A 21941-nucleotide genomic window follows, 5' to 3' on the forward strand; every position below is an offset into this window, starting at 1 on the left:
TCAGTAACTCTGCCGCGAGCGACGGGCGGCGGTCTCGCTGTCGGGGTGGAGGGGGAAGATCTGGTCGAGGCCGACGATGCGCAGGATGCGCAGGGTGTTGGCCGGAACGCCGGCCAGCGCGATGTCCGCGTGGGCGGCGTTCGCCTGGTGGTGCGCGGCGATCAGCGCGGTGATGCCGCTGGAGTCGCAGAAGTCCATGCCCGTCAGGTCCAGGACGAGGAGCTGGCCCGGCTGGAGGCTGAGCGTGGTGAGCAGGTCGCGCAGCCGTCCCGCGTGGGTGTAGTCGAGGTCGCCGAGGACCGACAGGACGGGACCGGTCGCGGTGTCTCGGGTGGTGATCTTCAGCGGGCTCATCGGTTGCTCTTCGTCGCCGGGTCGGGGTCGGGGGCGGGGTCGGCTTCGGGGTCGGGACCGGGACCGGGGACGCCCAGCGCGAGGAGGGCGGTGTCGTCGTCGAGGCCGTCGCCGAACTCGTCCAGCAGTCCGGTCAGCGCCTGGATGACGGCCTGCGGGGACCGGCCGGCGTGCCCGGCGGCGAAGGCGCGCAGCGCCTCGTCCCCGTACAGGCTGCCCCGGTCCTCGCCGGTACGGGCCTCGGTGAGTCCGTCGGTGTAGAGCAACAGGGTGTCGCCGGGGGCGAGGACCGTGGTGGCGTCGACGAAGCGCGCGTCGGGCAGGACGCCGATGAGAAGTCCGCCCGGGGTGGGCAGGAAGTCTGCCGTGCCCTCGGCGCGCAGGACGAGGACCGGCGGATGGCCGCCGGAGGCTATGCGGACGGCGACCTGTCCGGTGGCGGGGTCGGGTTCGAGGATCCCGAAGACGGCGGTGCAGTAACGCGGATCACCGCTGCCGGAGTACCGCTCGTGGAGCACCTTGTTGAGGGTCGACAGGGCCGCGACGGGATCGGAGTCGTGCATGGCCGCGGCGCGCAGCGTGTAGCGGGTCAGTGAGGTGACGGCGGCGGCCTGGGGACCCTTGCCGCACACATCGCCGAGGAAGAACGCGAAGCGTTTGCCGTCGACCGGGAAGACGTCGTAGAAGTCGCCGCCGAGCCGGTCGGGGGAGGCCGTGTAGTAGTGGGCGGCCGTCTCCACCCCGGGCACCGGCGGCAGCGTGGCGGGCAGCAGCGACTGCTGGAGCACCGCGAGGGCCTCCTGCAATCTGGCCCGGTCGGCCTCCGCCTGTCTGCGCGCCTCTTCGGCCACCTTCCGGCCGCGCAGCAGTTCCTCCTCGTAGGCGCGGCGGTCCCGGGCGTCGAAGACGGTGGTGCGGATCATCAGCGGTTCGCCGGTGCCGCCGTACTTGACCACCGAGGAGACCAGCACCGGTATCCGGGACCCGTCGGCCTGCTTCATCTCCAGGGCGATGCCGCCGAGCTTGCCCTGCATGCGCAGCAGCGGCGCGAAATGGGTCTCGTGGTACAGCTTGCCGCCCACGGTCAGCAGATCGGTGAACCGCATCCGGCCCACCACCGCCTCCCGCTCCAGACCGAGCCAGCCCAGCAGTGTGGCGTTGATCTTCGCGATGGTGCCGTCCATCAGCATGGACAGGTATCCGCACGGCGCGCTCTCGTACAGCTCCTCGGCGCTGTCCTCGAGCAGGGCGGCGAACGCCGCGTCCGGGGTTCTGTCCCTGTCGGCGTCGGCAGGATCTGGCTGCCGACCGGAACGGCACATCACGGCAGCCTCGCGAGGAAGTCGGTGAGCGCCCTGTTGGTGGCCTCGGGCGCGGACAGGTGCGGACAGTGCCCGGTGGCGTCGAGGGTGACCAGCGTCGAGCCGGGGATCGCCCGGTGCACGAAGGCGCCGACCTCCCGCGGCGCGATGGCGTCCTGGGTGCATTCCAACACCAGCGTCGGCACCCGCACGCTCTTCAGGTCGTCCCGCGAGTCCGACAGGAACGTGGCCCGGGCGAAGACGCGCGCCATCTCCGGGTCGGTGGCGCAGAAACTGTTCTTGAGCTCCTCACCGAGTTCGGGCCGGTCCGCGTGTCCCATGATCACCGGTGCCATCGCGGCCGACCAGCCCAGATAGTTCGACTCCAGTGACGTCAGCAGCTCATCGATGTCCGGCGCGCTGAACCCGCCCCGGTAGTCCTCGTCGTCGATGTAACGCGGCGACGGGGCGACCATCACCAGGGCCCCGATGCGCTCCGGAGCCCTGTCGGCGGCCAGCACACCGATCATCGCGCTGACCGAGTGCCCGACGAACACCGCGTCGCGCAGGTCGAGCGCCTCGCACACCTCCACCACGTCCCGCGCGTAACCGTCGAGGGAGCTGTATCGGTCCTCCGAGAACGCGGACAGGTCCGACCGGCCCGCTCCCACGTAGTCGAACAGCACCACCCGGTACCGGTCGGCCAGAGCGGGCACGGTGAGCCGCCACATGTTCTGATCACAGCCGAACCCGTGGGCCAGGATCACCGTCGGTCCCTGCGCGTTGCCGGTGATGCTGACGTTGTTCCTGCGATCGATGTCCATACCCACCAGTTTCCCAAACCTCGCCGACTGCCCCGGTACCCACTCTGAGTCACTCCATGCCCGGGCTCGGAGTCGGCGGGCGCGGCCGGCCTGCGGCGATCAGGGGGATTGCGCAGGCGATCAGGAGGGCTTGCGGGCGATCAGGAAGGCCTGCGGAGTCGACTCGCCGAGTTCGGCGGCAGGCTCCCGCACGGTGCGCGACAGCATCGCGAAACCGGCCGCCGTGAGCAGCTCGGCCATCCGTTCCGGACGGCGCCGTTCGAAGTCGATGGCCACCGGGTGGCCCCACGGCCGGTCGTAGTGGCGCGGCTCGTCGCCGACCTGGAAGGCGAGGAGGAGATGGCCGCCGGGGACGAGCACGCGGTGGAACCCGGCGAAGAGGGCGGGCAGCTCGGCCACAGGGGTGTGGATGGAGGAGTAGAAGGAGACGACGCCCGCCAGACTCCCGTCGGCGAAGTCCAGCTCCAGCATCGAGCCCTGCTCGAACCGGATCTCCGGGTTCTCGCGCCGTGCGATCGCCAGCATCGACTCCGACAGGTCGAGCCCTCGGATGTCGAGCCCGCGCGAGGCCAGGAAACCCGTCGACCGGCCGGGACCGCACCCGAGGTCCGCCACCCGGCCCCCCGGGCCGACAAGCTCGGCGTACGCGGTGAGTACGGCCCGCTCCAGCGGCCTGGCCACCAGCTCGTCACGGAAGCGCTCGGCGTAGTCCTCGGCGATGGCGTCATAGAAGGTGCGGGTGACGGCGACGAAGCCGGGGGTGGCGGAGGCCGGTGCCGGGGCGGCGGCGCCGGGGCCCGGGACAGCGGAGGTCTCCGGGGTGGAGGCGGGGCCCGGGGTGCTGGGGGTGGGGTCCGTGGTGTCGGTCATGGGCGGGGAGCCTAGGAGCCGCCACTGACAGCGGGGGCGGTTCTACGCCACACCCGTCGCGCGCAGCACCCCGGTCACCGTCACCGCGGCCAGCACCACCACCGGGAACGGCGCCCTCTTCCCCCACTCCCGGCCACGCCCGAGCGGGGGCACCCCCATCGCGAGGACTCCGCCGATCAGCACCCCCGGCCAAGGCGCCCGCCGTCACGCCCGTGTTCCACACGGCGAACAGGCCGATCCGACGTTCGTGCCGGTGATGCAGCACGTGTGAGGCGGCACGTGCGAGGCGGCACGTGCGAGGCAGTACATGTGAAGCAGGGGGCCGCGCCCGGAGGAGGAGATCACACGGGGCGGCCCGACAGCCGTGACCGGAGGGCGAAGGCAGGAGGGCGAAGGCAGGAGCCCCGTGCCGACCGGCACGGGGCTCCTTGGGTACTGCTCTCAGACTTGCGATCTCAGGGTGTGAAGATTCAGACGGGGGTGACGTTCTCCGCCTGGGGACCCTTCGGGCCCTGCGTCACGTCGAAGGAGACCTGCTGGTTCTCCTCGAGCGAGCGGAAACCCTGCGCGTTGATCGCGGAGTAGTGGACGAAGACGTCGGGGCCGCCGCCTTCTTGGGCGATGAAGCCAAAGCCCTTTTCGGCGTTGAACCACTTCACGGTTCCGGTAGCCATAAGCCCTCCTTGGGCCCAAAGGGTTGCCCTGCTCCAGAACCCTGCAAGCGTGAAAGCAAGTGCCGCACAACTGCATACGTCTGAAAACGACGAGAGCCCGCGGTTACATGCTCCGCAGGCTCTGTACTGCAAGGGAAACCAAACTGCAACTTGCGGCGAGCCTAGCATGCAGGCAGCCGAAAGCAATAGAGGTCAAGATCACGTCACTCGGATGTTTGAAGATCCCCGGAAGGGGTTGACCGAGGGGGTGGAGTGCCCACGCTATCCGATGGGGTCTAGCCTCGCGATGTGGACAATTCTCGCACCCGGCCGCGCGTCGGCCACATCCAGTTCCTCAACTGCCTGCCCCTCTACTGGGGGCTCGCGAGAACCGGCACCCTCCTCGACTTCGAGCTGACCAAGGACACCCCGGAGAAGCTCAGCGAGCGACTGGTGTCGGGCGATCTCGACATCGGGCCCATCACCCTCGTCGAGTTCCTCAAGAACGCCGACGATCTGGTCGCCTTCCCCGACATCGCCGTCGGCTGCGACGGCCCGGTGATGTCCTGCGTGATCGTCTCCCAGGTCCCGCTCGAGGAACTGGACGGGGCCAGGGTCGCCCTCGGCTCGACCTCCCGCACGTCCGTGCGCCTCGCCCAGCTGCTGCTGGCGGACCGTTTCGGCGTCCAGCCGGACTACTACACCTGCCCGCCCGACCTCAGCCTGATGATGCAGGACGCCGAGGCGGCCGTACTCATCGGAGACGCGGCGTTGCGCGCCAACCTGCTGGACGCACCGAAGTTCGGGCTGGAGGTGCACGACCTCGGGGCGCTCTGGAAGGAGTGGACCGGCCTGCCGTTCGTCTTCGCGGTGTGGGCGGCCCGCCGGGAGTACCTGGAGCGCGAGCCGGTCATCACCCGGCAGGTCCACGAGGCCTTCATCGAGTCCCGCAACCTCTCCCTGGACGAGGTCGGCAAGGTCGCCGAGCAGGCCGCCCGCTGGGAGGAGTTCGACGAGCGCGTGCTCGAGCAGTACTTCACCACCCTCGACTTCCGTTTCGGCGGGCCCCAGCTGGAGGCCGTGACCGAGTTCGCCCGCCGGGTCGGCCCGACGACCGGCTTCCCGGCGGACGTGAAGGTCGAGCTGCTCCGGCCGTAACCACGGCACTACGCTGCTGCCGAGTCCAACGGGGGCCCGCGGGGGCGCCTTTCGGGGGAGAGGTGGACGTCCCATGCAGCCGCTCGGAGCCGACGAACCCACGACCGTGGGGCCCTACCGGCTGCTCGGCCGCCTCGGCGCCGGCGGGATGGGCCGCGTCTACCTGGGCCGCAGCGCCGGCGGCCGCACGGTCGCCGTGAAGATCGTGCACCCGCACCTCGCGCTCGACGAGGAGTTCCGCGCCCGCTTCCGGCGCGAGGTCGAGGCCGCGCGGCGGGTCGGCGGCGCCTGGACCGCGCCGGTCCTGGACGCCGACCCGGAGGCGACGGTGCCGTGGGTCGCCACCGGCTTCGCGGCCGGCCCGTCACTGGCCGCGGCGGTCACCTCCGGCGGCGGACCGCTGCCCGAGCACTCCGTGCGGGTGCTGGGCGCGGGCCTGGCCGAGGCGCTGGGAGCCGTGCACGAACTGGGCCTCGTGCACCGGGACGTGAAGCCGTCCAACGTCCTGCTGACGGTGGACGGCCCGCTGCTCATCGACTTCGGCATCGCCCGGGCGACCGACGGCACGGCGTCGCTCACCTCGACCGGCGTCTCGGTCGGCTCGCCCGGCTACATGGCCCCCGAGCAGATCCTCGGCAAGGTCGCGTCCGGCGCGGCCGACGTCTTCTCCCTCGGCGCGGTGCTGGCGTACGCGGCGACCGGGCGGCCCCCGTTCCCCGGGGACTCCTCGGCCGCCCTTCTCTACAAGGTCGTCCACGAGCAGCCCGAACTGGGCGGGCCGGACGCCGGGCTGCGGGGCGGACTGCGGGCGGTGGTCGAGGCCTGCCTGGCCAAGGACCCGACCGCCCGGCCCGCCCCCGCCGAGGTGGCCCGGCGGCTCGCCCCGCAGGGCGCGGCCCGGCTGGTGGCGGGCGGCTGGCTGCCGGGTGCGCTGGTGGAGCAACTGGGGCGCAGCGCCGTACAGCTGCTGAACCTGGAGGGGACGGGGGCCGGTGCGGAACCGGTCGGGTCCGGGCCGGTGGGGTTCAGCAGTCCGGCGGTGATCCCGGGGAAGCCGGCGGTGTCGTTGGGGGAGTTCGGACCGCCGCCGGTGATGGGCGGCGGCGGCGCCACCCCGGCCTGGGCGCCGCGTCCTGCCGCCGAGCCCCGTTCCGTTCCCGAGCCGAGGGACGCCGAGCCCGCGGCCGCCGGCTCGGACCGGCCGGGCAAGGTCTCGGTCACCGTGGCAGCCACCGCGACCCCGGGAGAGGGCGGGCGCGGGCGGCGGCTGAGCTGCACCGTCGCCCTGGCGGTCGCGGGGGCGATGGCCGCGGTCACGGTCGGGTCGGTGTTCCTGTTCCGCCTGCTGCCCGGCGACGACGAACACAACGACGCCTCCGACAGCGACTCCCACTCCTCGGCGCCCGCCGGCGGTTCGAGTTCCGCCCCGGCCGCCTCGCAGGCGCCCACCGCGCTCCCGGCCCGCTATGTCGGCACCTGGGAGGGCGAGGGCAGCGGTCTCGGCGGCACGCTGCCGATGGGCACCTTCCGGGTGACGGTCCGGCAGACGGACGTGGGTGGCAGGTTGGGAGAACTGCGGCAGACCGATGTGCTCGGCGGCAGCTGCGTCGACGTCCTGACGCTGAAGCAGGTGACGGAGAAGGAGGTCGTCGCCACCTCGGTCGGCGCCGAGAGCAATCACAGCGGCTGCAATCCCACGCCCCACACGATCCGGCTCACCCCGACCGGCGACGACCTGACGTACGCCTCCGACAGCGCGGCGGAGGGCAATCCGGTGGCGCGCATGTCGAAGGTCGCACAGTGAGCCGGTTCCGGGCCCGTGACGGCTGGGGTGTCGCCGGCGGCGTACTCCTTCTCGCGGCGGTCCTCGCCGTCCTGCTGTCCGCCATGGGCCTGTGGAGGTGGTTCGTCCGGGTGACGGCACCGGCGCTGGTGGCCCTGCCCGGCGGCGGATGGACGGCCGGCGCGTTGCTCGGGCTGCTGTCGGTGGCCGGCTGGATCGGCGGCGCCTGGTGCTCCGCCCCGGAACGGAACGGGCCCCGGCAACGGAACCAGGGCCAGGGCCCGGACCAGCACCGGGACCGCGGTTCTACGGGCCCGGCGCGGGTCGGGCTCGCGATCGGGGGAGCGGTCTGCTGGGCGGTGGCGTTCGGCGCGCCGATGTACGTCCTCGGCGCCCTGCCCGGCCGCAACTGCCGCTCCGGCAGCCCGATGTGCGCGTACATCCCGGGCACGGGCAGCGCGTTCCTCTCCTACGCGGCCACGGCCGCACTGCTCGGCGGGCTGCGGTACCGCAGGCGCGTCACGGTGTCCGCGGCGCGCCGGGAGGAGGAGCGGGCCCGGATGAAAAGACTGCGCAAGAAGGGCAAGGGCAGGAGCAGGAGCAGGGCGGCGCGCTCTTCATGAGGCCGCCCCGGGATCCCTGGGATCTCTGCCGATGACCACACCTCCCGGCGACCTGGCGCTGATCACGTTCGCCGCGCTCTGGGGCGCCATGGCGGGCGCGCTGCTGCCCCGGGCCGTCCACCGGTTCTCCGTGCCGTGGGAGGAGCGGGACGGCGGCTGGCGGACGACCTGTCCGGGCGGGCACCCGATCCGGGGGTGGCTCGGGCGGGCGAGGTGTGCGCGGTGCGCCGAGCAGGCGCAGGCGCCGGAGCGCCCGGCCGACGCGAGCCCGGCAGGACCCGCCGCCCACGCAGCCTCCACCGCCTCGACAGCCTCCCCGGCCCCCACCGCCCCCACCGCTGCCTACGCGCCCGGCGCCTTCGCTCTTCCCCTGCTCACCGCCGTCGTCTGTGCCGCGCTCGCCGCCGCGACCGGTGTCCGGCCCGAACTCGCCGTCTGGCTGCTGCTCGCGCCGGCGGGGGTGCTGCTGGCCGCCGTCGACCTGCGGGTGCGCCGACTGCCCGATCCGCTCACTCTCCCGCTCGCGGCCGCCACCCTCGTCCTGCTGGGCCCGGCCGCGCTGCTGCCCGAGCACGCCGGCGACTGGACGACGGCCCTGCTGGGCGCGCTCGCCCTCGGCGCCGGATATCTCGTCCTGCATCTCGTCAACCCCGGCGGCATGGCCTACGGCGATGTGAAGCTGGCGCTCTCGGTGGGCGCCGTCCTCGGCTGGTACGGCTGGGCGACGGTCATGCTGGGCACGTTCGCCGCGTTCCTGCTCGGGGCGCTGTACGGCGGTGCGCTGGCCGTCGTGGGGCGGGCCGGACGCGGGACGATGATCGCCTTCGGTCCCTTCATGCTCGCCGGGGCCTTCGCCGGGCTGCTGGTCGGTGCGTACGCGGCCTGACGTCCGGGTGCCGGGACCGCTGGCGTAGGCTGGCCCGGTCCGCCCACAACCCTTGACGAAAGGGACGCTCCGGTGCCCGAGAAGGCCGACCTCCAGTCTGTGCTCGACCGTGCCGCGGACGGCGGGCGGATCACCCCGGAAGAGGCACTCGACCTCTACCGTGACGCCCCCCTGCACGCGCTCGGCGCCGCCGCCGACGCCGTACGCCGCCGGATGTACGCGGGCACCGAGCACATCGCCACGTACATCATCGAGCGGAACATCAACTACACGAACGTCTGCGTCACGGCGTGCAAGTTCTGTGCCTTCTACGCGGCCCCCAAGGACACCGCCAAGGGCTGGACGCGCGACCTCGACGACATCCTGCGGCGGTGCGCCGAGACCGTCGAGCTCGGCGGCACGCAGATCATGTTCCAGGGCGGGCACCACCCGGACTACGGCGTGGAGTACTACGAGAAGCACTTCGCCGCCATCAAGGAGGCGTACCCGCAGCTGGTGATCCACTCGCTGGGGGCGTCCGAGGTCGAGCACATGGCGCGCATCTCGAAGGTGTCGGTCGAGGAGGCCATCACCCGGATCCACGCCGCCGGCCTCGACTCCTTCGCCGGCGCCGGCGCCGAGTTGCTCCCCGCCCGTCCCCGCAAGGCCATCGCCCCGCTCAAGGAGTCCGGCGAGCGGTGGCTGGAGATCATGGAGACCGCGCACGGGCTGGGCGTCGAGTCGACGTCCACCATGCTGATGGGCACCGGCGAGACCAACGCCGAGCGCATCGAGCACCTGCGGATGATCCGTGACGTGCAGGACCGGACAGGCGGCTTCCGGGCCTTCATCCCGTACACGTACCAGCCCGAGAACAACCACCTGAAGGGCCGCACCCAGGCGACCCTCTTCGAGTACCTGCGGATGATCGCGATCGCCCGGCTGTTCTTCGACAACGTCCGGCACATCCAGGGCTCGTGGCTGACGACGGGCAAGGAGGTCGGCCAACTCTCCCTGCACTACGGGGCGGACGACCTGGGCTCGATCATGCTGGAGGAGAACGTCGTCTCCTCCGCCGGTGCCAAGCACCGCTCCAACCGCCTCGAGATCATCGACCTGATCCGCAAGGCGGGCCGCGTCCCGGCCCAGCGCGCGACGACGTACGAGCATCTGCTCGTGCACGACGACCCGGCGAACGACCCCGTGGACGAGCGGGTCATGTCGCACATCTCGTCGACCGCGATCGCCGGCGGCACCGCCCACCCCGAGCTGAAGCTCCTCGCGTCCAACTAGGGCCCTCTTGCTGACGATTCACGCCGACTCCAGGGGCCGCGCTCTCGCCGTCGAGGGTGCCCGGATCGCCGAGGCGGGGCCGCTGGAGCAGCTCGTCGACGCGTATCCGTCGGCGCGGTTGCGCCGGTGGCCCGGCATCCTGACGCCCGGTCTGATCAACCCGCACGGCACGGAGTTGCTGGAGGGGGCCTATCACCCGGACCCCCGCGAGGCCGACGCGCTGGGCACCGAGCCGCTGACCGGGGACGCGCTCGAGGCGCTGGCCCCGGACGACGCCCGCTGGGGGGCGAGCGCCCGGCGCGGGGTGCAGCGCATGCTGGCCCACGGCACGGTCGCGGTGGCCTGCGAGGAACTGCGCCGACGTGCGGTGCGGGACGCCGTGGCCCGGTCCGGCCTGGCGCTCGTGGGCCGGACCGGGCCGGACCCCGGCGGGGTGCCCTCGCTGGATCCGTACGCCTGCGGCCTTCCGGTGGAGTTCGCCCCGCCCAGGGAGCGGGGCTCCGCCGCCCGCTTCGCCGTCTTCGACGTGCCCGACGAGGCGGCCCTGCGGAACCGGGGCGCGGCGACCTGTGTGGCCACGGTGATCGAGGGCCGCCTCCTGTTCCGACGCCGCTGAGAGCGCCGACGAACCGGCGGCCGGCGTACGACCGACCTTTGCGGGTCCTACTGCGAGAACGCCTCGGCGAACGCTCCCGCGCTCTGCGCGACCCCACTGCAATTGGTCAACGCGTCGTCCGTGGCGGAGCCGTCCTCGCACTGCCGGTCGCGGAACGTCGACCACATGGACACCCAGGAGATGCCCTTCTCCTCGGCGAACGCCCGTACCTCCGCGGCGTCCGCGAGCGTGAACGTCTCGCCGGCCACGTCGTTGGTGCCGATCATCGAGGTGAGCGCCATCCCCTTCCAGGCCCCGGCGTCGGTCGTCCCGAAGATCTTCTTGAGCTGCGCCTGCGCGGCCGTCGCCGAGGTGACCGCGTATCCGCCCATGTCCCCGGCGTACGACTCGCCGTAGTTCATCGTCATGAGGTTGACGGTGGAGACCTGGACGTCGTACTTGTTCGCGGACGTCAGCAGCGCCAGGCCGTCCGCGTCCAGCCCGGAGGGCATCACCGGCAGGGTGAAGGACACCTCGAGGTCCGGGCGTTCCTCCTGGAGCGCCGCGATCGCCTGGGAACGCAGGGCGACCGAGTCGGAGTCGGTCAGTTCGTCGCCCTCGATGTCGAAGTCCGCCTGGGTGGACCCGGCCGCGTCGAGCGCCTCGCCGTACGCCTCCGTGAGCTCGGACACGCTGTCGCAGGTGGCCGCGAGCTCCTTGCCGGAGGCCCCGCCGAAGGAGACGCGTGCCGTGGCGCCCGATTCGGTCAGCGCCGAGATGCGGGACTTCACGGCCGAGTCGCCGATGGCGTTCGTACCGTTCCAGTTCGGCGTACAGCCGCTGCCGGTGGAGATGACGAACGCCAGGTTGTACGTCGTCGGCGACCCGGCCGAGTCGTTGTCGTCGGCCTCCACCGCGCTCACGTAGGGCGCGTAGGAGGTGCCGGTACTCGATGACGTGGCACTGGTCGATGGTGAGGGACTGCTCGCCTGTTCGCTCTCCGCGGGTGCTGCCGCGTCCGACGTGCCGTCGGACCCCGCGGAGCATCCTGTAACGGCCAGGGCAAACAGACAGGTGGCCCCGGCCATCGGCATCAGGAAACTCCTCATTGCGCATGCACCCGCTCTCGTGATTTCTGTCTCAGCATGGAAACAAAGCTCGTTTCCCGAATGGGAATGTCTCACAAGTGGGCGGTTCGCGCGGGAACAGTGAACACATAGACACTTCCTGGAAATAAGCGCGCAAAAGGTGATAAGCATCCGCCCAAAAGGGATAATCAACCCTCCCATGAGGGGCAGGTGTCGCGCAGGACATTCGGGGATCTCTCAGGGAAGAGACAGGTTCACGTGTTTCTCATGGGTCGCTCACAAGCGGCGCAGAGTTTGCGCCACATAAAGGCTCTCTAATATCCGTGGAATGCAATCCGAGCCTGCCATCGAAAGCCGTGCCGCCGCTCGCGGCAGCCGTCGCAGCCGCAAACGTGACGACGCCTCCGCCGAGGGGCCCGTATTCGTTGACAACTCCGGACGCAGGTCCAAGCTGCTGCGCCGGATCGGTCTCCTCATGGGGGTCGGCTGTCTTGTGTACGCCGTCGTCCTCGGCGCCGCCTTCATGGGCTGGGGCACCTCCCTGGCCCCGTCCTCCCTGCTGCCGTTCGGCAACGGAGGCCCGCGCGGTTCCCAGAACTCCGGCCCCGGCGGCTACCAGCCGCAGGGCGGTGTCGGCACCCCGCCCTCGAGGCCCACCGGCACTCCGCCCTCGGGCGTCGCCACCGGCGAGCCGCCGAGCTCCACCCCGACCGCGACCGCCTCCGCGACCGCCAACTGACCGGAGCCCAGCCACTCCCATGACGACCACTTCCTCTCGCGGCCGCCGTCGTGCCCCGACCCGCATGGAGCGGGCGGCGGGCAAGGCCGCGGCGCTTCAGAAACCGCGCGTCATCCTCGCCCTGCTGCTTCTGCTCGCGCTCACCAGCGTGATGCTCCTGGACGGCTATCTGCGCGCCGAGGTCGGCGGCGACCAGCGCGTGCGCACCGGGGCCAGCGCCGGCAAGGTGCCCGACGAGGTCCTCGACGGCGGTCCCATCCTGACCTTCCAGGGCGGCCAGGCCACCACCGTGTCGGTGCCGGACAAGACGATCGCGCTGACCTTCGACGACGGTCCGAACCCGACCTGGACGCCCCAGGTGCTGAAGATCCTCGAGGAGTACGACGTGCCCGGCACGTTCTTCCTGGTGGGGTCGATGGTCTCGCGCTACCCGGACATCGTGAAGGACATGGTCGAGGAGGGCAACGAGGTGGGTATCCACACCTTCACCCACGTCGACCTCTCCTACCAGTCCGACGCCCGCGTCGACCGTGAGATGGAGCAGACCCAGCTCGCGCTCGCGGGCGCGGCCGGCATCACGACGACGCTCTTCCGCGCCCCGTACTCCTCCGAGACGGACGCCATCGACAACTACAGCTGGCCCATCTACGAGAAGCTGGGCGAGGACGGTTACACCAGCGTCTTCGTCGACACCGACAGCGACGACTGGAAGAAGCCGGGCGTCTCGAAGATCATCAAGTGGGCCACGCCGGAGGACGGCAAGGGCGCGTCGGTGCTCTTCCACGACGCGGGTGGCGAGCGTTCGCAGACGATCAAGGCGCTGCCGACCTACATCAAGAAGATGAAGGCCGCGGGCTACTCCTTCACCACCATCAGCGGTGTCATGCAGGAGCAGAACGCCGCGGCCCGGGAGGCCTCCGGCACGGGTCAGCAGCAGGCCGCGGGCGCGGCGACGGCGACCCAGGGGACGACGGGAACCGAGGGCGCGACGGCGACCGGCGAGCAGCCCGGCAACGTGCCCGACGGCGAAGGCGGCACCGGCGGCACCGTCAACCGTCTCCAGGCGGCCCACCGCGAGGCCACCGGCGTGACGCTCTACGAGGGCAAGGCCCTCATCGCGGCGGTCACCCTCGCCGAGTGGACCGTCCCGACCCTGTCGGTGGGGCTGATGATCGTCGGCGTGGCGGTCATGGGCCGGTTCGGGATGATGCTGATCCTGGCCCGCCGGCACTACAGAAAGCGCAACAAGCGCCGCTTCAGCTGGGGACCGACGGTCACCCGGCCGGTCAGCGTGATCGTCCCGGCGTACAACGAGAAGGAGTGCATCGCCAACACCCTGAAGTCACTGGCGAAGAGCACCCATCCGATCGAGGTCATCGTCGTGGACGACGGTTCGACGGACAACACGTCCGAGATCTCGCGCGAGGCGGCGAGGGCCCTCGGCATGACGAACGTCCGCGTCATCCGGCAGGAGAACGCGGGCAAGCCGGCCGCTCTCAACAACGGTGTCCGCAGCGCCAGTTACGACATCGTCGTGATGATGGACGGCGACACGGTCTTCGAGCCGGACGCCGTGCACCAGCTCGTGCAGCCCTTCGCCGACCCGAAGGTCGGCGCGGTCGCCGGCAACGCCAAGGTCGGCAACCGCGACACGATCATCGGCGCCTGGCAGCACATCGAGTACGTGATGGGCTTCAACCTCGACCGCCGCATGTACGACCTGCTGCGCTGCATGCCGACCATCCCCGGCGCGATCGGCGCGTTCCGCCGCGAGGCCGTGCTCGAGGTCGGCGGCATGAGCGAGGACACCCTCGCCGAGGACACCGACATCACCATCGCCATGCACCGCGGGGGCTGGCAGGTCGTCTACCAGGAGCACGCCAAGGCCTGGACGGAGGCGCCCGGCTCCCTGAAGCAGCTGTGGTCCCAGCGCTACCGCTGGTCCTACGGCACGATGCAGGCACTGTGGAAGCACCGCAAGTCCCTGACGGACAAGGGGCCTTCGGGCCGCTTCGGCCGGGTGGGCATGCCGCTCGTGGTCCTCTTCCAGATCATCACGCCGGTCTTCGCCCCGCTCATCGACGTGTTCACCATCTACTCGATGATCTTCGTCGACTTCCAGGCCGCCCTGCTGGCCTGGCTGGCGGTGCTCGGCGTCCAGCTGGGCTGCGCGGCCTACGCGTTCCGTCTGGACCGGGAGAAGTACCGCTACCTGCTCATGATGCCGCTGCAGCAACTGGCCTATCGCCAGATGATGTACCTCGTCCTCATCCACTCCTGCATCACCGCCCTCACCGGCGGCCGCCTGCGCTGGCAGAAGCTGAAGCGCACCGGCGAGGTCGGCACCCCCGCCGGGGTCAGCTGATGAACTGGGATCAGCAGGGCTTCGGCCAAAGCCCTGGCCAGGGGTACGGCTCCGGGCAGGGGCAGGGGCAGGGGCAGGGGCAGGGATACGGCGACGAGTACGGGCAGCCGTCGCCCTCGCCGTACCCGTACGGCTATGACGGGTACGGGCAGCAGCCGTATCCCCAGCACGCCCCTCCCCGGCAGTACCCGCAGCAGCCGTACCCGCAGGAGTACGCCGAGTACGCCGAGTACTCGCAGAGCGCGGACCACGCGGACCACGCGGAGTACGGGCAGGGGGTCGCCGTCGAGGAGACGGCGCCCCTGCCGGCGGTGGACCCGGACCCGGACGAGGACCCTGTTGGCCGGCCCCTGGCTCCGGCGTCCGGCACCGAGGAGGTGACGGAGGAGCCCCCGCCCCCCTCCAAGCCGGCCGCTCCCCAGCGCGACCGCTATTTCGACACGCTCCGCGCCCTCGCCCTCGTCCGTGTCGTCGCCTACCACACCTTCGGCTGGGCCTGGGCGGGCATGGTCTTCCCCTCCATGGGGATCATGTTCGGCCTGGCCGGCACCCTGATGGCGAAGTCCCTGGAGCGTCCGGCGCTGAAGGTGGTGAGGAGCCGCCTCCGCCGGCTCCTTCCCCCCTTCTGGTTCTGGGGCGTCTTCGTCGTCCTGGCGATGCTGATCCACGACTGGATACCGGGCTGGCAGATCGTCTACTGGATCGTGCCGCTGGGCGACCCGCCGGGCAACGCCTGGGGCGAACAGGCCTGGGAGATCCTCTGGTACCTGCGGACGTACCTCTGGTTCGTCCTGCTCTCCCCGCTCCTGCTGCGCCTGTTCCGGCTGGCCCCGATCCCGGTACTGGTGCTCTCCCTCGCGCCGGTCCTCGGGCTCACCTTCGTATGGGCCGGCCCGGACAACCGCGTCGGCACCGCGATGTGGGACCTGTCGACGTACCTCTTCTGCTGGATGCTCGGCTTCGCGCACCGCGACGGTGTGCTCCAGCGCATGAAGCCGGCCCTGGTGGTCGTGATGTCGCTTGCCGCGATCGGCTTCGGCGGCTGGTACGCCCTCACGCACCAGGCCGAGTTCGGCACCTACGACCTCGACGAGGACCCCCTCGCGCAGGCGTTCTGGTCGGCGGGCTTCGTCATGCTGCTGATGTGGGCGAAGGCCTACTTCGGGATCGACTTCGCCTGGCTCACCCGCTTCCGGCGCGCCAACCGGATCGTCAGCGTCTTCAACGCCCGCGCGGTGACGATCTACCTCTGGCACGAGATCGCCCTGATCCTGGCCGTGCCGCTGATCGACCGGTTCTGGGACGTCCCCGCGTTCGAGACGTACCTGCCGCTGGAGAGCCAGTGGTTCATGTTCGGCGTGGGCTGGCTGCTCATCGCGCTGTTCGTGCTGGTCTGCGGGTGGGTCGAGGACGTCGCGGCACGGAAGAGGCCGAGGCTCCTGCCGTGAGCCGGTGAGGGCGGGGCTGCCACAATGGGCGGGTGACCCGTGCTTCCCTGAACAAGCAGCCCCACGAAGTCGCCTCGATGTTCGACCGCGTGGCGGAACGGTACGACCTCACCAACGACGTGCTCTCGCTCGGCCAGGACCGGAGGTGGCGCAAGGAGGTTGCGAAGGCGGTCGACGCCCGCCCCGCCCAGAAGGTCCTGGACCTCGCCGCGGGTACGGCGACGTCGTCCCTCCCCTTCGCGCGGACCGGCGCCTATGTCGTCCCGTGCGACTTCTCCCTCGGCATGCTCCAGGTCGGAAAGAAGAACCACACCTGGCTGCCGTTCACCGCCGGGGACGCCACGCGCCTGCCCTTCAAGGACGACGTCTTCGACGCCGTCACCATCTCCTTCGGCCTGCGCAACGTGCAGGACTTCGACACGGCCCTGCGCGAGATGTACCGGGTGACCCGTCCCGGCGGACGCGTGGTGATCTGCGAGTTCTCGCACCCGACCTGGGCGCCTTTCCGGACCGTCTACACCGAGTACCTGATGCGCGCGCTGCCCCCGGTCGCGCGCGCGGTCTCCTCCAATCCGGACGCCTACGTCTACCTCGCCGAGTCCATCCGGGCCTGGCCGGACCAGCCCGCCCTCGCCCAGCACCTGCTCAAGGCCGGCTGGTCGAAGGTCGCCTGGCGGAATCTGACGGGCGGTGTCGTGACCCTGCACCGGGGCTTCAAGGAGGCCTGAGACGCGGGTCCGGGCCGGTTCCGGCCGCCAGGTGGTCGTCGCGGAGCCGCACGGTCACCTGGCGATCGCCTCGAAAGGGTCTTCGGGCCGGTCCAGCTCGCGTTCCAGCCCGCCTCCGCCCGGTCCGGGCACGCGGGGCTCGCGCACGCCCGCGCCTCCGCCGCCCTCGCCTTCGCCGAACTCGAACCACACGGTCACGACGGCGCCGCGCGGCACCTCGACACCGGGCGGCGGATACTGCCGTACGACGTAGTCCACGACGGCACGCTGGAACTCCGGCCGGTCCGGTGCGGCCAGCAGCACGCCTTGCGCCGCAGCGGTCTCGCGCGCGTCCACGGCCATCAGCCCGACGAGTCTCGGTACACGCACTCCGGGTGTCTTGGGCGATATGAACACAGATGTCACCCCCAGTGGTACTCGAAGGGTAACCGCGCAGGGGTGCCGTCCGGAAGCGTCAGGTGTCTTTCCGTAGCCAACAACTACGCAAGGTGACAGCTGGGTTGTGGGCGGCCGGAGTCACCACGCGAGCCGGTAGCAGCGCCCCTCCCGCTTCGACTCCGGCGCCGTGAAGACCTCCGCGAGCCGCATGCCCAGCCGCTCGGTGACGGCGATGGACCGCGCGTTGCGCGGGTCGACCACGGCCACCACGCCCGGCACTCCGGCCGCCCGCACCCGCTCCAGCGTCATCTGTGCGGCCGCCGTCACATATCCCTGCCCCCAGTGCTCCCGCCCGAGCCGCCAGCCGATCTCGATCTCGCCCTTGGGGCCCCACTCCCGCGGCCACGGCTGGGCGCCCGTGAACCCGATGACGCGGTCGTCCCGGTCCAGCATCGTCCACAGACAGAAGCCGTGCTCGGCGTCGTGACGGCGCTGGCGGGCGGTGAGCTCCTCGTAGGCGGACAGCTCCGCGGACCTGCCGCCGTGGAACTCCATCACGTCCGGGTCGTCGAAGACCCGGTGCCAGGTGACAGCGTCCTCGTCCGTGGGGACACGCAGCCGTACTACGGGGAGAGCTCGGTTCACGGGGCAGCCCTTCAGCCGGGTGATCAATTCTGCTGAATAGACTGCCCATGTCCAGTGCCGGTCGGCACGAAGATTCCGAACTTGGGGAGATCCCGCCGTGACCGTCGTGAACGAGCTCCTCTCCGAAAACACCGCCGATGTGATCGTCGTCGGCGCGGGGCCGAGCGGCTCCACGACCGCGTACTACCTCGCCAAGGCCGGACTCGACGTACTCCTCCTGGAGAAGACCGAGTTCCCGCGCGAGAAGGTCTGCGGCGATGGCCTGACCCCGCGAGCCACCAAGCAGCTCGTGGCCATGGGTATCGACATCTCCGAGGAGGCAGGCTGGCTGCGCAACAAGGGCCTGCGCATCATCGGCGGGGGCGTCCGCCTTCAGCTGGACTGGCCGGATCTCGCCTCCTTCCCCGACTACGGACTCGTCCGCAAGCGCGACGACTTCGACGAGCAGCTCGCCCGCCAGGCCCAGAAGGCGGGCGCCCGCCTCTACGAACGCTGCAACGTCGGCGCCCCGATCGTCGACGACCGCACCGGCCGCATCATCGGTGTGCACGCCAAGCTGGGCGAGGAGAAACGCGAAGTCACCTTCCGCGCCCCGCTCGTGGTGGCGGCCGACGGCAACTCCAGCCGCCTCTCGCTGGCGATGGGCCTGCACCGCCGCGAGGACCGTCCCATGGGCGTCGCGGTCCGCACCTACTTCACCTCCCCGCGCCACGAGGACGACTACCTGGAGTCCTGGCTGGAGCTGTGGGACCGCCGGGGCCCGGGTGAGGACCGTCTGCTGCCCGGGTACGGCTGGATCTTCGGAATGGGCGACGGGACGTCGAACGTCGGCCTGGGCGTGCTGAACACCTCCGACTCCTTCAAGGAACTCGACTGGCGTGAGGTCCTCAAGGCCTGGTGCGCGTCCATGCCGGAGGACTGGGGTTACACCCCCGAAAACATGACCGGCCCGATCCGCGGCGCCGCCCTGCCCATGGCCTTCAACCGCAAGCCCCACTACACCAAGGGCCTGCTGCTGGTCGGCGACGCCGGCGGTCTGGTGAACCCCTTCAACGGCGAGGGCATCGCCTACGCCATGGAGTCCGGGCAGATCGTCGCCGACGTCATCGTCCAGGCCCACGCCCGCGCCACCCCCGCCCAGCGTGAACTGGCCCTCCAGCGCTACCCGCAGGTCCTCGCGGACACCTACGGCGGCTACTACACGCTGGGCCGTGCCTTCGTGAAGCTCATCGGCAACCCGAAGGTCATGAAGATCGCGACCCAGCGCGGCCTGACCCATCCCCTGCTGATGAAGTTCACCCTCAAGATGCTCGCCAACCTGACGGACCCCACGGGCGGTGACGCGATGGACCGCATCATCAACGGCCTGAGCAAGGTGGCCCCGAAGGCCTGACCACGGCTGGACCCGCTCCAGAACGCGAGCCCCGGCGGCCCGGCGCGAAGACCCCTTCCCGCCGGCCCGCCACCCCCCCCGGCCCGCCTTCACCGGGCCGCAACCACGGCGTGCGCCGAAACCCGACCCGAACCCCGGCCCGAACCCCGGCCCGAACCCCGGCCCGAGGCCCGACCCGAGGCCCGCCCCCGGGTCCCCGCCTCGGTCCTGAGTGCTTGGGATCCGCTCCAGGCTCCATCGAGCCCTGCGCCCACATGCAACGGCCAGGGCCGAAGCCATGGCCACGACCGAAGCCACGGCCAGCGACAGGAGCCACGGGCGCCGCTACCGCCACGGCCCGACCGAGCCGCTGCGGCGCTGGATTGACGGTGTGTACGACATGTCAGGACATTGTGCAGGGCGGGTGCCGCTGCCTCGGCCCGATCGGCGGTGCTGAGGGCGGCAGGCATGTCCACGGGACCCGACCGACGTGCCTTCGGGGGTCACGAGACCGACTGGACCGCCCGACCGCCCCGATGCGCACCTGGGGCGGCCCAGAGCCTCTACGCGCGTCGCGAGGGCGGCTGAAGACAGGCTGGGGCAGTCGGCGGCCTCTACGCCGCCCCTGAGGCGACTGGGGGCCTTTAGACGCTCCCCGGAGGCGCCCGGAGGCGCACGGAGGCGTCTGCACACGCGCCCGGAGGTGAACGGAGGCCTTTGCATGGCCCCGGAGGTGAACGGACGACCTCACACACGTGCCCCGGGCGCGACCCGAGGCCCTGAGCGTGTCCTGGAGGCGGCTGCTGGGCCCAGGCGCGTCAGGAAAACGGCGCGCGGACGGCGCGGACCTGCCGTACGCACCGGCCCGCCCGCACCGCCAGTGCCCGAAGGGCCGCTGCCCCCGAGCGGCTGCGGCCCTTGCGTGCGTGAGATGCCCTCAGGGGCACCTGGGGGTGTCAGAGCACCCGTACCGCGCCGGTCGGCGGGTCGTACGACAGCGGCTTCTCGGCCACACCGGTGGACGGGTTCTGCGCGCCGACGAACATGCCGTCGCCGACGTACACCGCCACGTGGTACGCGCTGCCCGCGCTTCCCCAGTAGAGGATGTCGCCCGGCAGCAGGTTGTCCAGCGAGACCTGGGTGCCGAAGGTCGACTGGTCCTGCGAGACGCGCGGCAGGTCGACGCCGACCTGCTTGAAGGCCGTCTGCATGAGACCCGAGCAGTCCCAGGAGTTGGGGCCGGTGCCGCCGGAGACGTAGGCGTCGCCGATCTGCGCCTTCACGAAGGCGATGACGGCCGCGGCCGAACCGGTCGCCGTGGAGCTGCTCGTGCTGTCGGAGCTGCTGCTCGAGGCCGTGGTGAGCGTTGTCCGCTCGGCGGCACGGGTGGCGCGCTCGGCGGCGGCCTTGCGGGCGGCCTCGGCCTTCTTCTTCGCCTCGGCCTTGGCGTGGGCGAGGTCCTTCTTGGCCTCCTTGGCGGCTGCGGCGGCGGCCGCGTCGCGCTCGGCCTGAAGCTGGTAGTTCGCCGCGGCCTGCTGCGTGGCCTGGGCGGACTGCGCGACCTGGGCGGCCAGGTCGCCCGTGAGGACGGGCAGTTCGAGCGTCTGGGTCACCGGCTCGGCGGCGTTGGCCGAGCCAGCTGCTGTGGCGACGGCCAGCGTGCCGAGGACACCACTGGCGACTCCGGCCCGCATCGCGATCGTCGACGCGCTGCGGCGGGGTTTCCGGTGGCTGCGTATGTGAGCGGTGAGGGACATGGGTACAACCGGTATCAGGGGCTCCTCCATACCTTCAAGAAACGTGTGCTGCGCCACAGTTGTTCAATGGGTGCCTCAAATTCCCTGTCCTGGGTTCTTTATTGACGCCGTAACGGACATTGCGGACGCAGGTGATCAAGCCTGTGATCATGGACTTTCATCGTTACGTCCGGATTGCCCGCCACCTACCACCGGTTGAGACCGTTGGCCAAGCCCGGTTCTTAGGCGCCCCTCACGGATGTGGCGGAGGTCACGGAACGGTCACCGCGGCGGCCGCGTCTCATGCGCCCGGCGCGATCTCCTCCGCTTGTGAACGCGTACACGCGTCCACACCTCGGCCCCGTCTCCCCCTGATGTGTGAACGCGCGCCACTATCAGGGCACCGCGCCCATCGCCAATTTGCATGCACGGGAACCCTCTTGATATGGAGATGGCCCTCGATTCCTGCCGTGACGAGCGCAAAAGTCACTTCTTGTGATCACTCTGACGCTTCACGTATGAAGATCACTGTCGATATGACTTCATGATCCTTCGTCAGGTGGTGGAGATCACAAAGCTTGTGTAATACCCCGTGTCGCAGATCACAGAGCGGCGGGCATAAGATGCGAGGCAGTTGGGCTTGTGACCTGCTTCACATGTTCGCGATCTTCGCCGGGACGGGCGGGGTTCGCGGACCTGGGGGCGGGTGAGCCCCACGTCATCGCCAGCAGTCAGTGCCGACTGAGAGGAGCGAGGAGCGGTGAACGCGTATGCGCCCATCCTCGTACTGGGAGCCCTCGGGGCAGGCTTTGCGATCTTCTCCGTGGTCATGGCCACGCTGATCGGGCCGAAGCGGTACAACCGCGCCAAGCTCGAGGCCTACGAGTGCGGTATCGAGCCGACCCCCACGCCGGCCGGCGGCGGGCGCTTCCCCATCAAGTACTACCTGACGGCGATGCTCTTCATCGTCTTCGACATCGAGATCGTCTTCCTCTACCCCTGGGCCGTCACCTTCGACGCCCTGGGTGTTTTCGGGCTCGTGGAGATGTTGCTCTTCGTGCTCACCGTCTTCGTCGCGTACGCGTACGTATGGCGGCGCGGCGGCCTGGAATGGGACTGAGGG

The 21941-nt window shown here is 70.6% G+C and carries 21 protein-coding genes; 12 read left to right on the forward strand and 9 right to left on the reverse strand.

Features of this window, described 5'->3' with window-relative positions:
• From QF030_RS24520 to QF030_RS24540, 5 genes are all read right to left on the reverse strand, one after another.
• Positions 1–354, reverse strand: coding sequence for an STAS domain-containing protein (locus tag QF030_RS24520; protein WP_307164790.1), 354 nt, complete (start codon positions 352–354; stop codon positions 1–3).
• Positions 351–1676, reverse strand: coding sequence for a PP2C family protein-serine/threonine phosphatase (locus QF030_RS24525; RefSeq protein WP_307164791.1), 1326 nt, complete (start codon positions 1674–1676; stop codon positions 351–353). Before QF030_RS24525 ends, QF030_RS24520 begins: the two co-directional genes overlap by 4 nt.
• Positions 1676–2479: an alpha/beta fold hydrolase gene (locus QF030_RS24530; RefSeq protein ID WP_307164792.1), complete on the reverse strand. Its 804-nt coding sequence runs from the start codon at positions 2477–2479 to the stop codon at positions 1676–1678. The genes QF030_RS24525 and QF030_RS24530 overlap by 1 nt, the downstream gene beginning before the upstream one ends.
• A gap of 120 nt (positions 2480–2599) precedes the next feature.
• Positions 2600–3349 (reverse strand): class I SAM-dependent DNA methyltransferase, encoded by a 750-nt coding sequence (locus tag QF030_RS24535; RefSeq protein WP_307164793.1) that lies wholly within the window; start codon positions 3347–3349, stop codon positions 2600–2602.
• A 470-nt stretch (positions 3350–3819) separates the two neighbouring features.
• Complete coding sequence (locus QF030_RS24540; protein WP_003974443.1) at positions 3820–4023, reverse strand: cold-shock protein; 204 nt, start codon at positions 4021–4023, stop codon at positions 3820–3822.
• A 288-nt stretch (positions 4024–4311) separates the two neighbouring features.
• Between QF030_RS24540 and QF030_RS24545 the strand changes: the two genes are divergently transcribed.
• The 6 genes from QF030_RS24545 (at position 4312) to QF030_RS24570 (ending at position 10340) form a co-directional block, all read left to right on the forward strand.
• A complete protein-coding gene (locus tag QF030_RS24545; protein WP_307164794.1) occupies positions 4312–5160 on the forward strand; it encodes a menaquinone biosynthetic enzyme MqnA/MqnD family protein in 849 nt (282 codons plus the stop codon).
• Positions 5161–5233: 73 nt separating this feature from the next.
• Positions 5234–6964, forward strand: coding sequence for a serine/threonine-protein kinase (locus tag QF030_RS24550; protein WP_307164795.1), 1731 nt, complete (start codon positions 5234–5236; stop codon positions 6962–6964).
• A complete protein-coding gene (locus QF030_RS24555) occupies positions 6961–7566 on the forward strand; it encodes a hypothetical protein (protein WP_307164796.1) in 606 nt (201 codons plus the stop codon). The genes QF030_RS24550 and QF030_RS24555 overlap by 4 nt, the downstream gene beginning before the upstream one ends.
• 31 nt (positions 7567–7597) lie before the next feature.
• Positions 7598–8452, forward strand: a complete 855-nt coding sequence (locus QF030_RS24560) for a prepilin peptidase (protein ID WP_307164797.1) — start codon at positions 7598–7600, stop codon at positions 8450–8452.
• Between the two features lie 72 nt (positions 8453–8524).
• Positions 8525–9724: a cyclic dehypoxanthinyl futalosine synthase gene (gene mqnC, locus QF030_RS24565; RefSeq protein WP_307164798.1), complete on the forward strand. Its 1200-nt coding sequence runs from the start codon at positions 8525–8527 to the stop codon at positions 9722–9724.
• A 7-nt stretch (positions 9725–9731) separates the two neighbouring features.
• Positions 9732–10340, forward strand: a complete 609-nt coding sequence (locus QF030_RS24570; protein WP_307164799.1) for a hypothetical protein — start codon at positions 9732–9734, stop codon at positions 10338–10340.
• A 47-nt stretch (positions 10341–10387) separates the two neighbouring features.
• Here the strand turns inward: QF030_RS24570 and QF030_RS24575 are convergent, their stop codons facing one another.
• Entirely contained in the window at positions 10388–11428 is a 1041-nt protein-coding gene (locus QF030_RS24575) for a chitinase (RefSeq protein ID WP_307164800.1), read from the reverse strand.
• A 307-nt stretch (positions 11429–11735) separates the two neighbouring features.
• Here QF030_RS24575 and QF030_RS24580 point away from each other — a divergent pair, with 307 nt between their 5' ends.
• From QF030_RS24580 to QF030_RS24595, 4 genes are read left to right on the forward strand one after another with little or no spacing between them, the layout of a single operon-like run.
• Positions 11736–12146, forward strand: coding sequence for a hypothetical protein (locus QF030_RS24580; RefSeq protein ID WP_307164801.1), 411 nt, complete (start codon positions 11736–11738; stop codon positions 12144–12146).
• A gap of 19 nt (positions 12147–12165) precedes the next feature.
• Positions 12166–14511 carry a bifunctional polysaccharide deacetylase/glycosyltransferase family 2 protein gene (locus QF030_RS24585; protein WP_307164803.1) on the forward strand — a complete coding sequence of 782 codons (2346 nt, stop codon included), beginning with the start codon at positions 12166–12168 and terminating at the stop codon, positions 14509–14511.
• Positions 14511–15959, forward strand: a complete 1449-nt coding sequence (locus QF030_RS24590; RefSeq protein WP_307164804.1) for an acyltransferase family protein — start codon at positions 14511–14513, stop codon at positions 15957–15959. The genes QF030_RS24585 and QF030_RS24590 overlap by 1 nt, the downstream gene beginning before the upstream one ends.
• Positions 15960–15991: 32 nt before the next feature.
• On the forward strand, positions 15992–16687 hold the full coding sequence (locus QF030_RS24595) for a demethylmenaquinone methyltransferase (RefSeq protein WP_307164805.1): 696 nt from the start codon (positions 15992–15994) through the stop codon (positions 16685–16687).
• 54 nt (positions 16688–16741) lie between these two features.
• Here QF030_RS24595 and QF030_RS24600 read toward each other — a convergent pair whose 3' ends face one another.
• Together QF030_RS24600 and QF030_RS24605 are read right to left on the reverse strand one after the other, a co-directional pair.
• Complete coding sequence (locus QF030_RS24600; protein ID WP_373428801.1) at positions 16742–17056, reverse strand: PASTA domain-containing protein; 315 nt, start codon at positions 17054–17056, stop codon at positions 16742–16744.
• 147 nt (positions 17057–17203) lie between these two features.
• Positions 17204–17710, reverse strand: coding sequence for a GNAT family N-acetyltransferase (locus QF030_RS24605; protein ID WP_307164807.1), 507 nt, complete (start codon positions 17708–17710; stop codon positions 17204–17206).
• A 97-nt stretch (positions 17711–17807) separates the two neighbouring features.
• Between QF030_RS24605 and QF030_RS24610 the strand changes: the two genes are divergently transcribed.
• Positions 17808–19103 carry a geranylgeranyl reductase family protein gene (locus QF030_RS24610; protein ID WP_307164808.1) on the forward strand — a complete coding sequence of 432 codons (1296 nt, stop codon included), beginning with the start codon at positions 17808–17810 and terminating at the stop codon, positions 19101–19103.
• A gap of 935 nt (positions 19104–20038) precedes the next feature.
• On the opposite strand, the gene QF030_RS24615 is transcribed toward QF030_RS24610, so the two are convergent.
• On the reverse strand, positions 20039–20839 hold the full coding sequence (locus QF030_RS24615) for a C40 family peptidase (RefSeq protein WP_307164809.1): 801 nt from the start codon (positions 20837–20839) through the stop codon (positions 20039–20041).
• Positions 20840–21578: 739 nt separating this feature from the next.
• On the opposite strand from QF030_RS24615, the gene QF030_RS24620 reads away from it, so the two are divergent.
• The gene (locus tag QF030_RS24620; protein ID WP_007383963.1) at positions 21579–21938 is read left to right on the forward strand and encodes an NADH-quinone oxidoreductase subunit A; all 360 of its coding nucleotides are present in this window, start codon (positions 21579–21581) and stop codon (positions 21936–21938) included.
• The last annotated feature ends 3 nt before the right edge of the window (positions 21939–21941 follow it).

The organism is Streptomyces rishiriensis (assembly GCF_030815485.1).
GTDB lineage: Bacteria > Actinomycetota > Actinomycetes > Streptomycetales > Streptomycetaceae > Streptomyces > Streptomyces rishiriensis_A.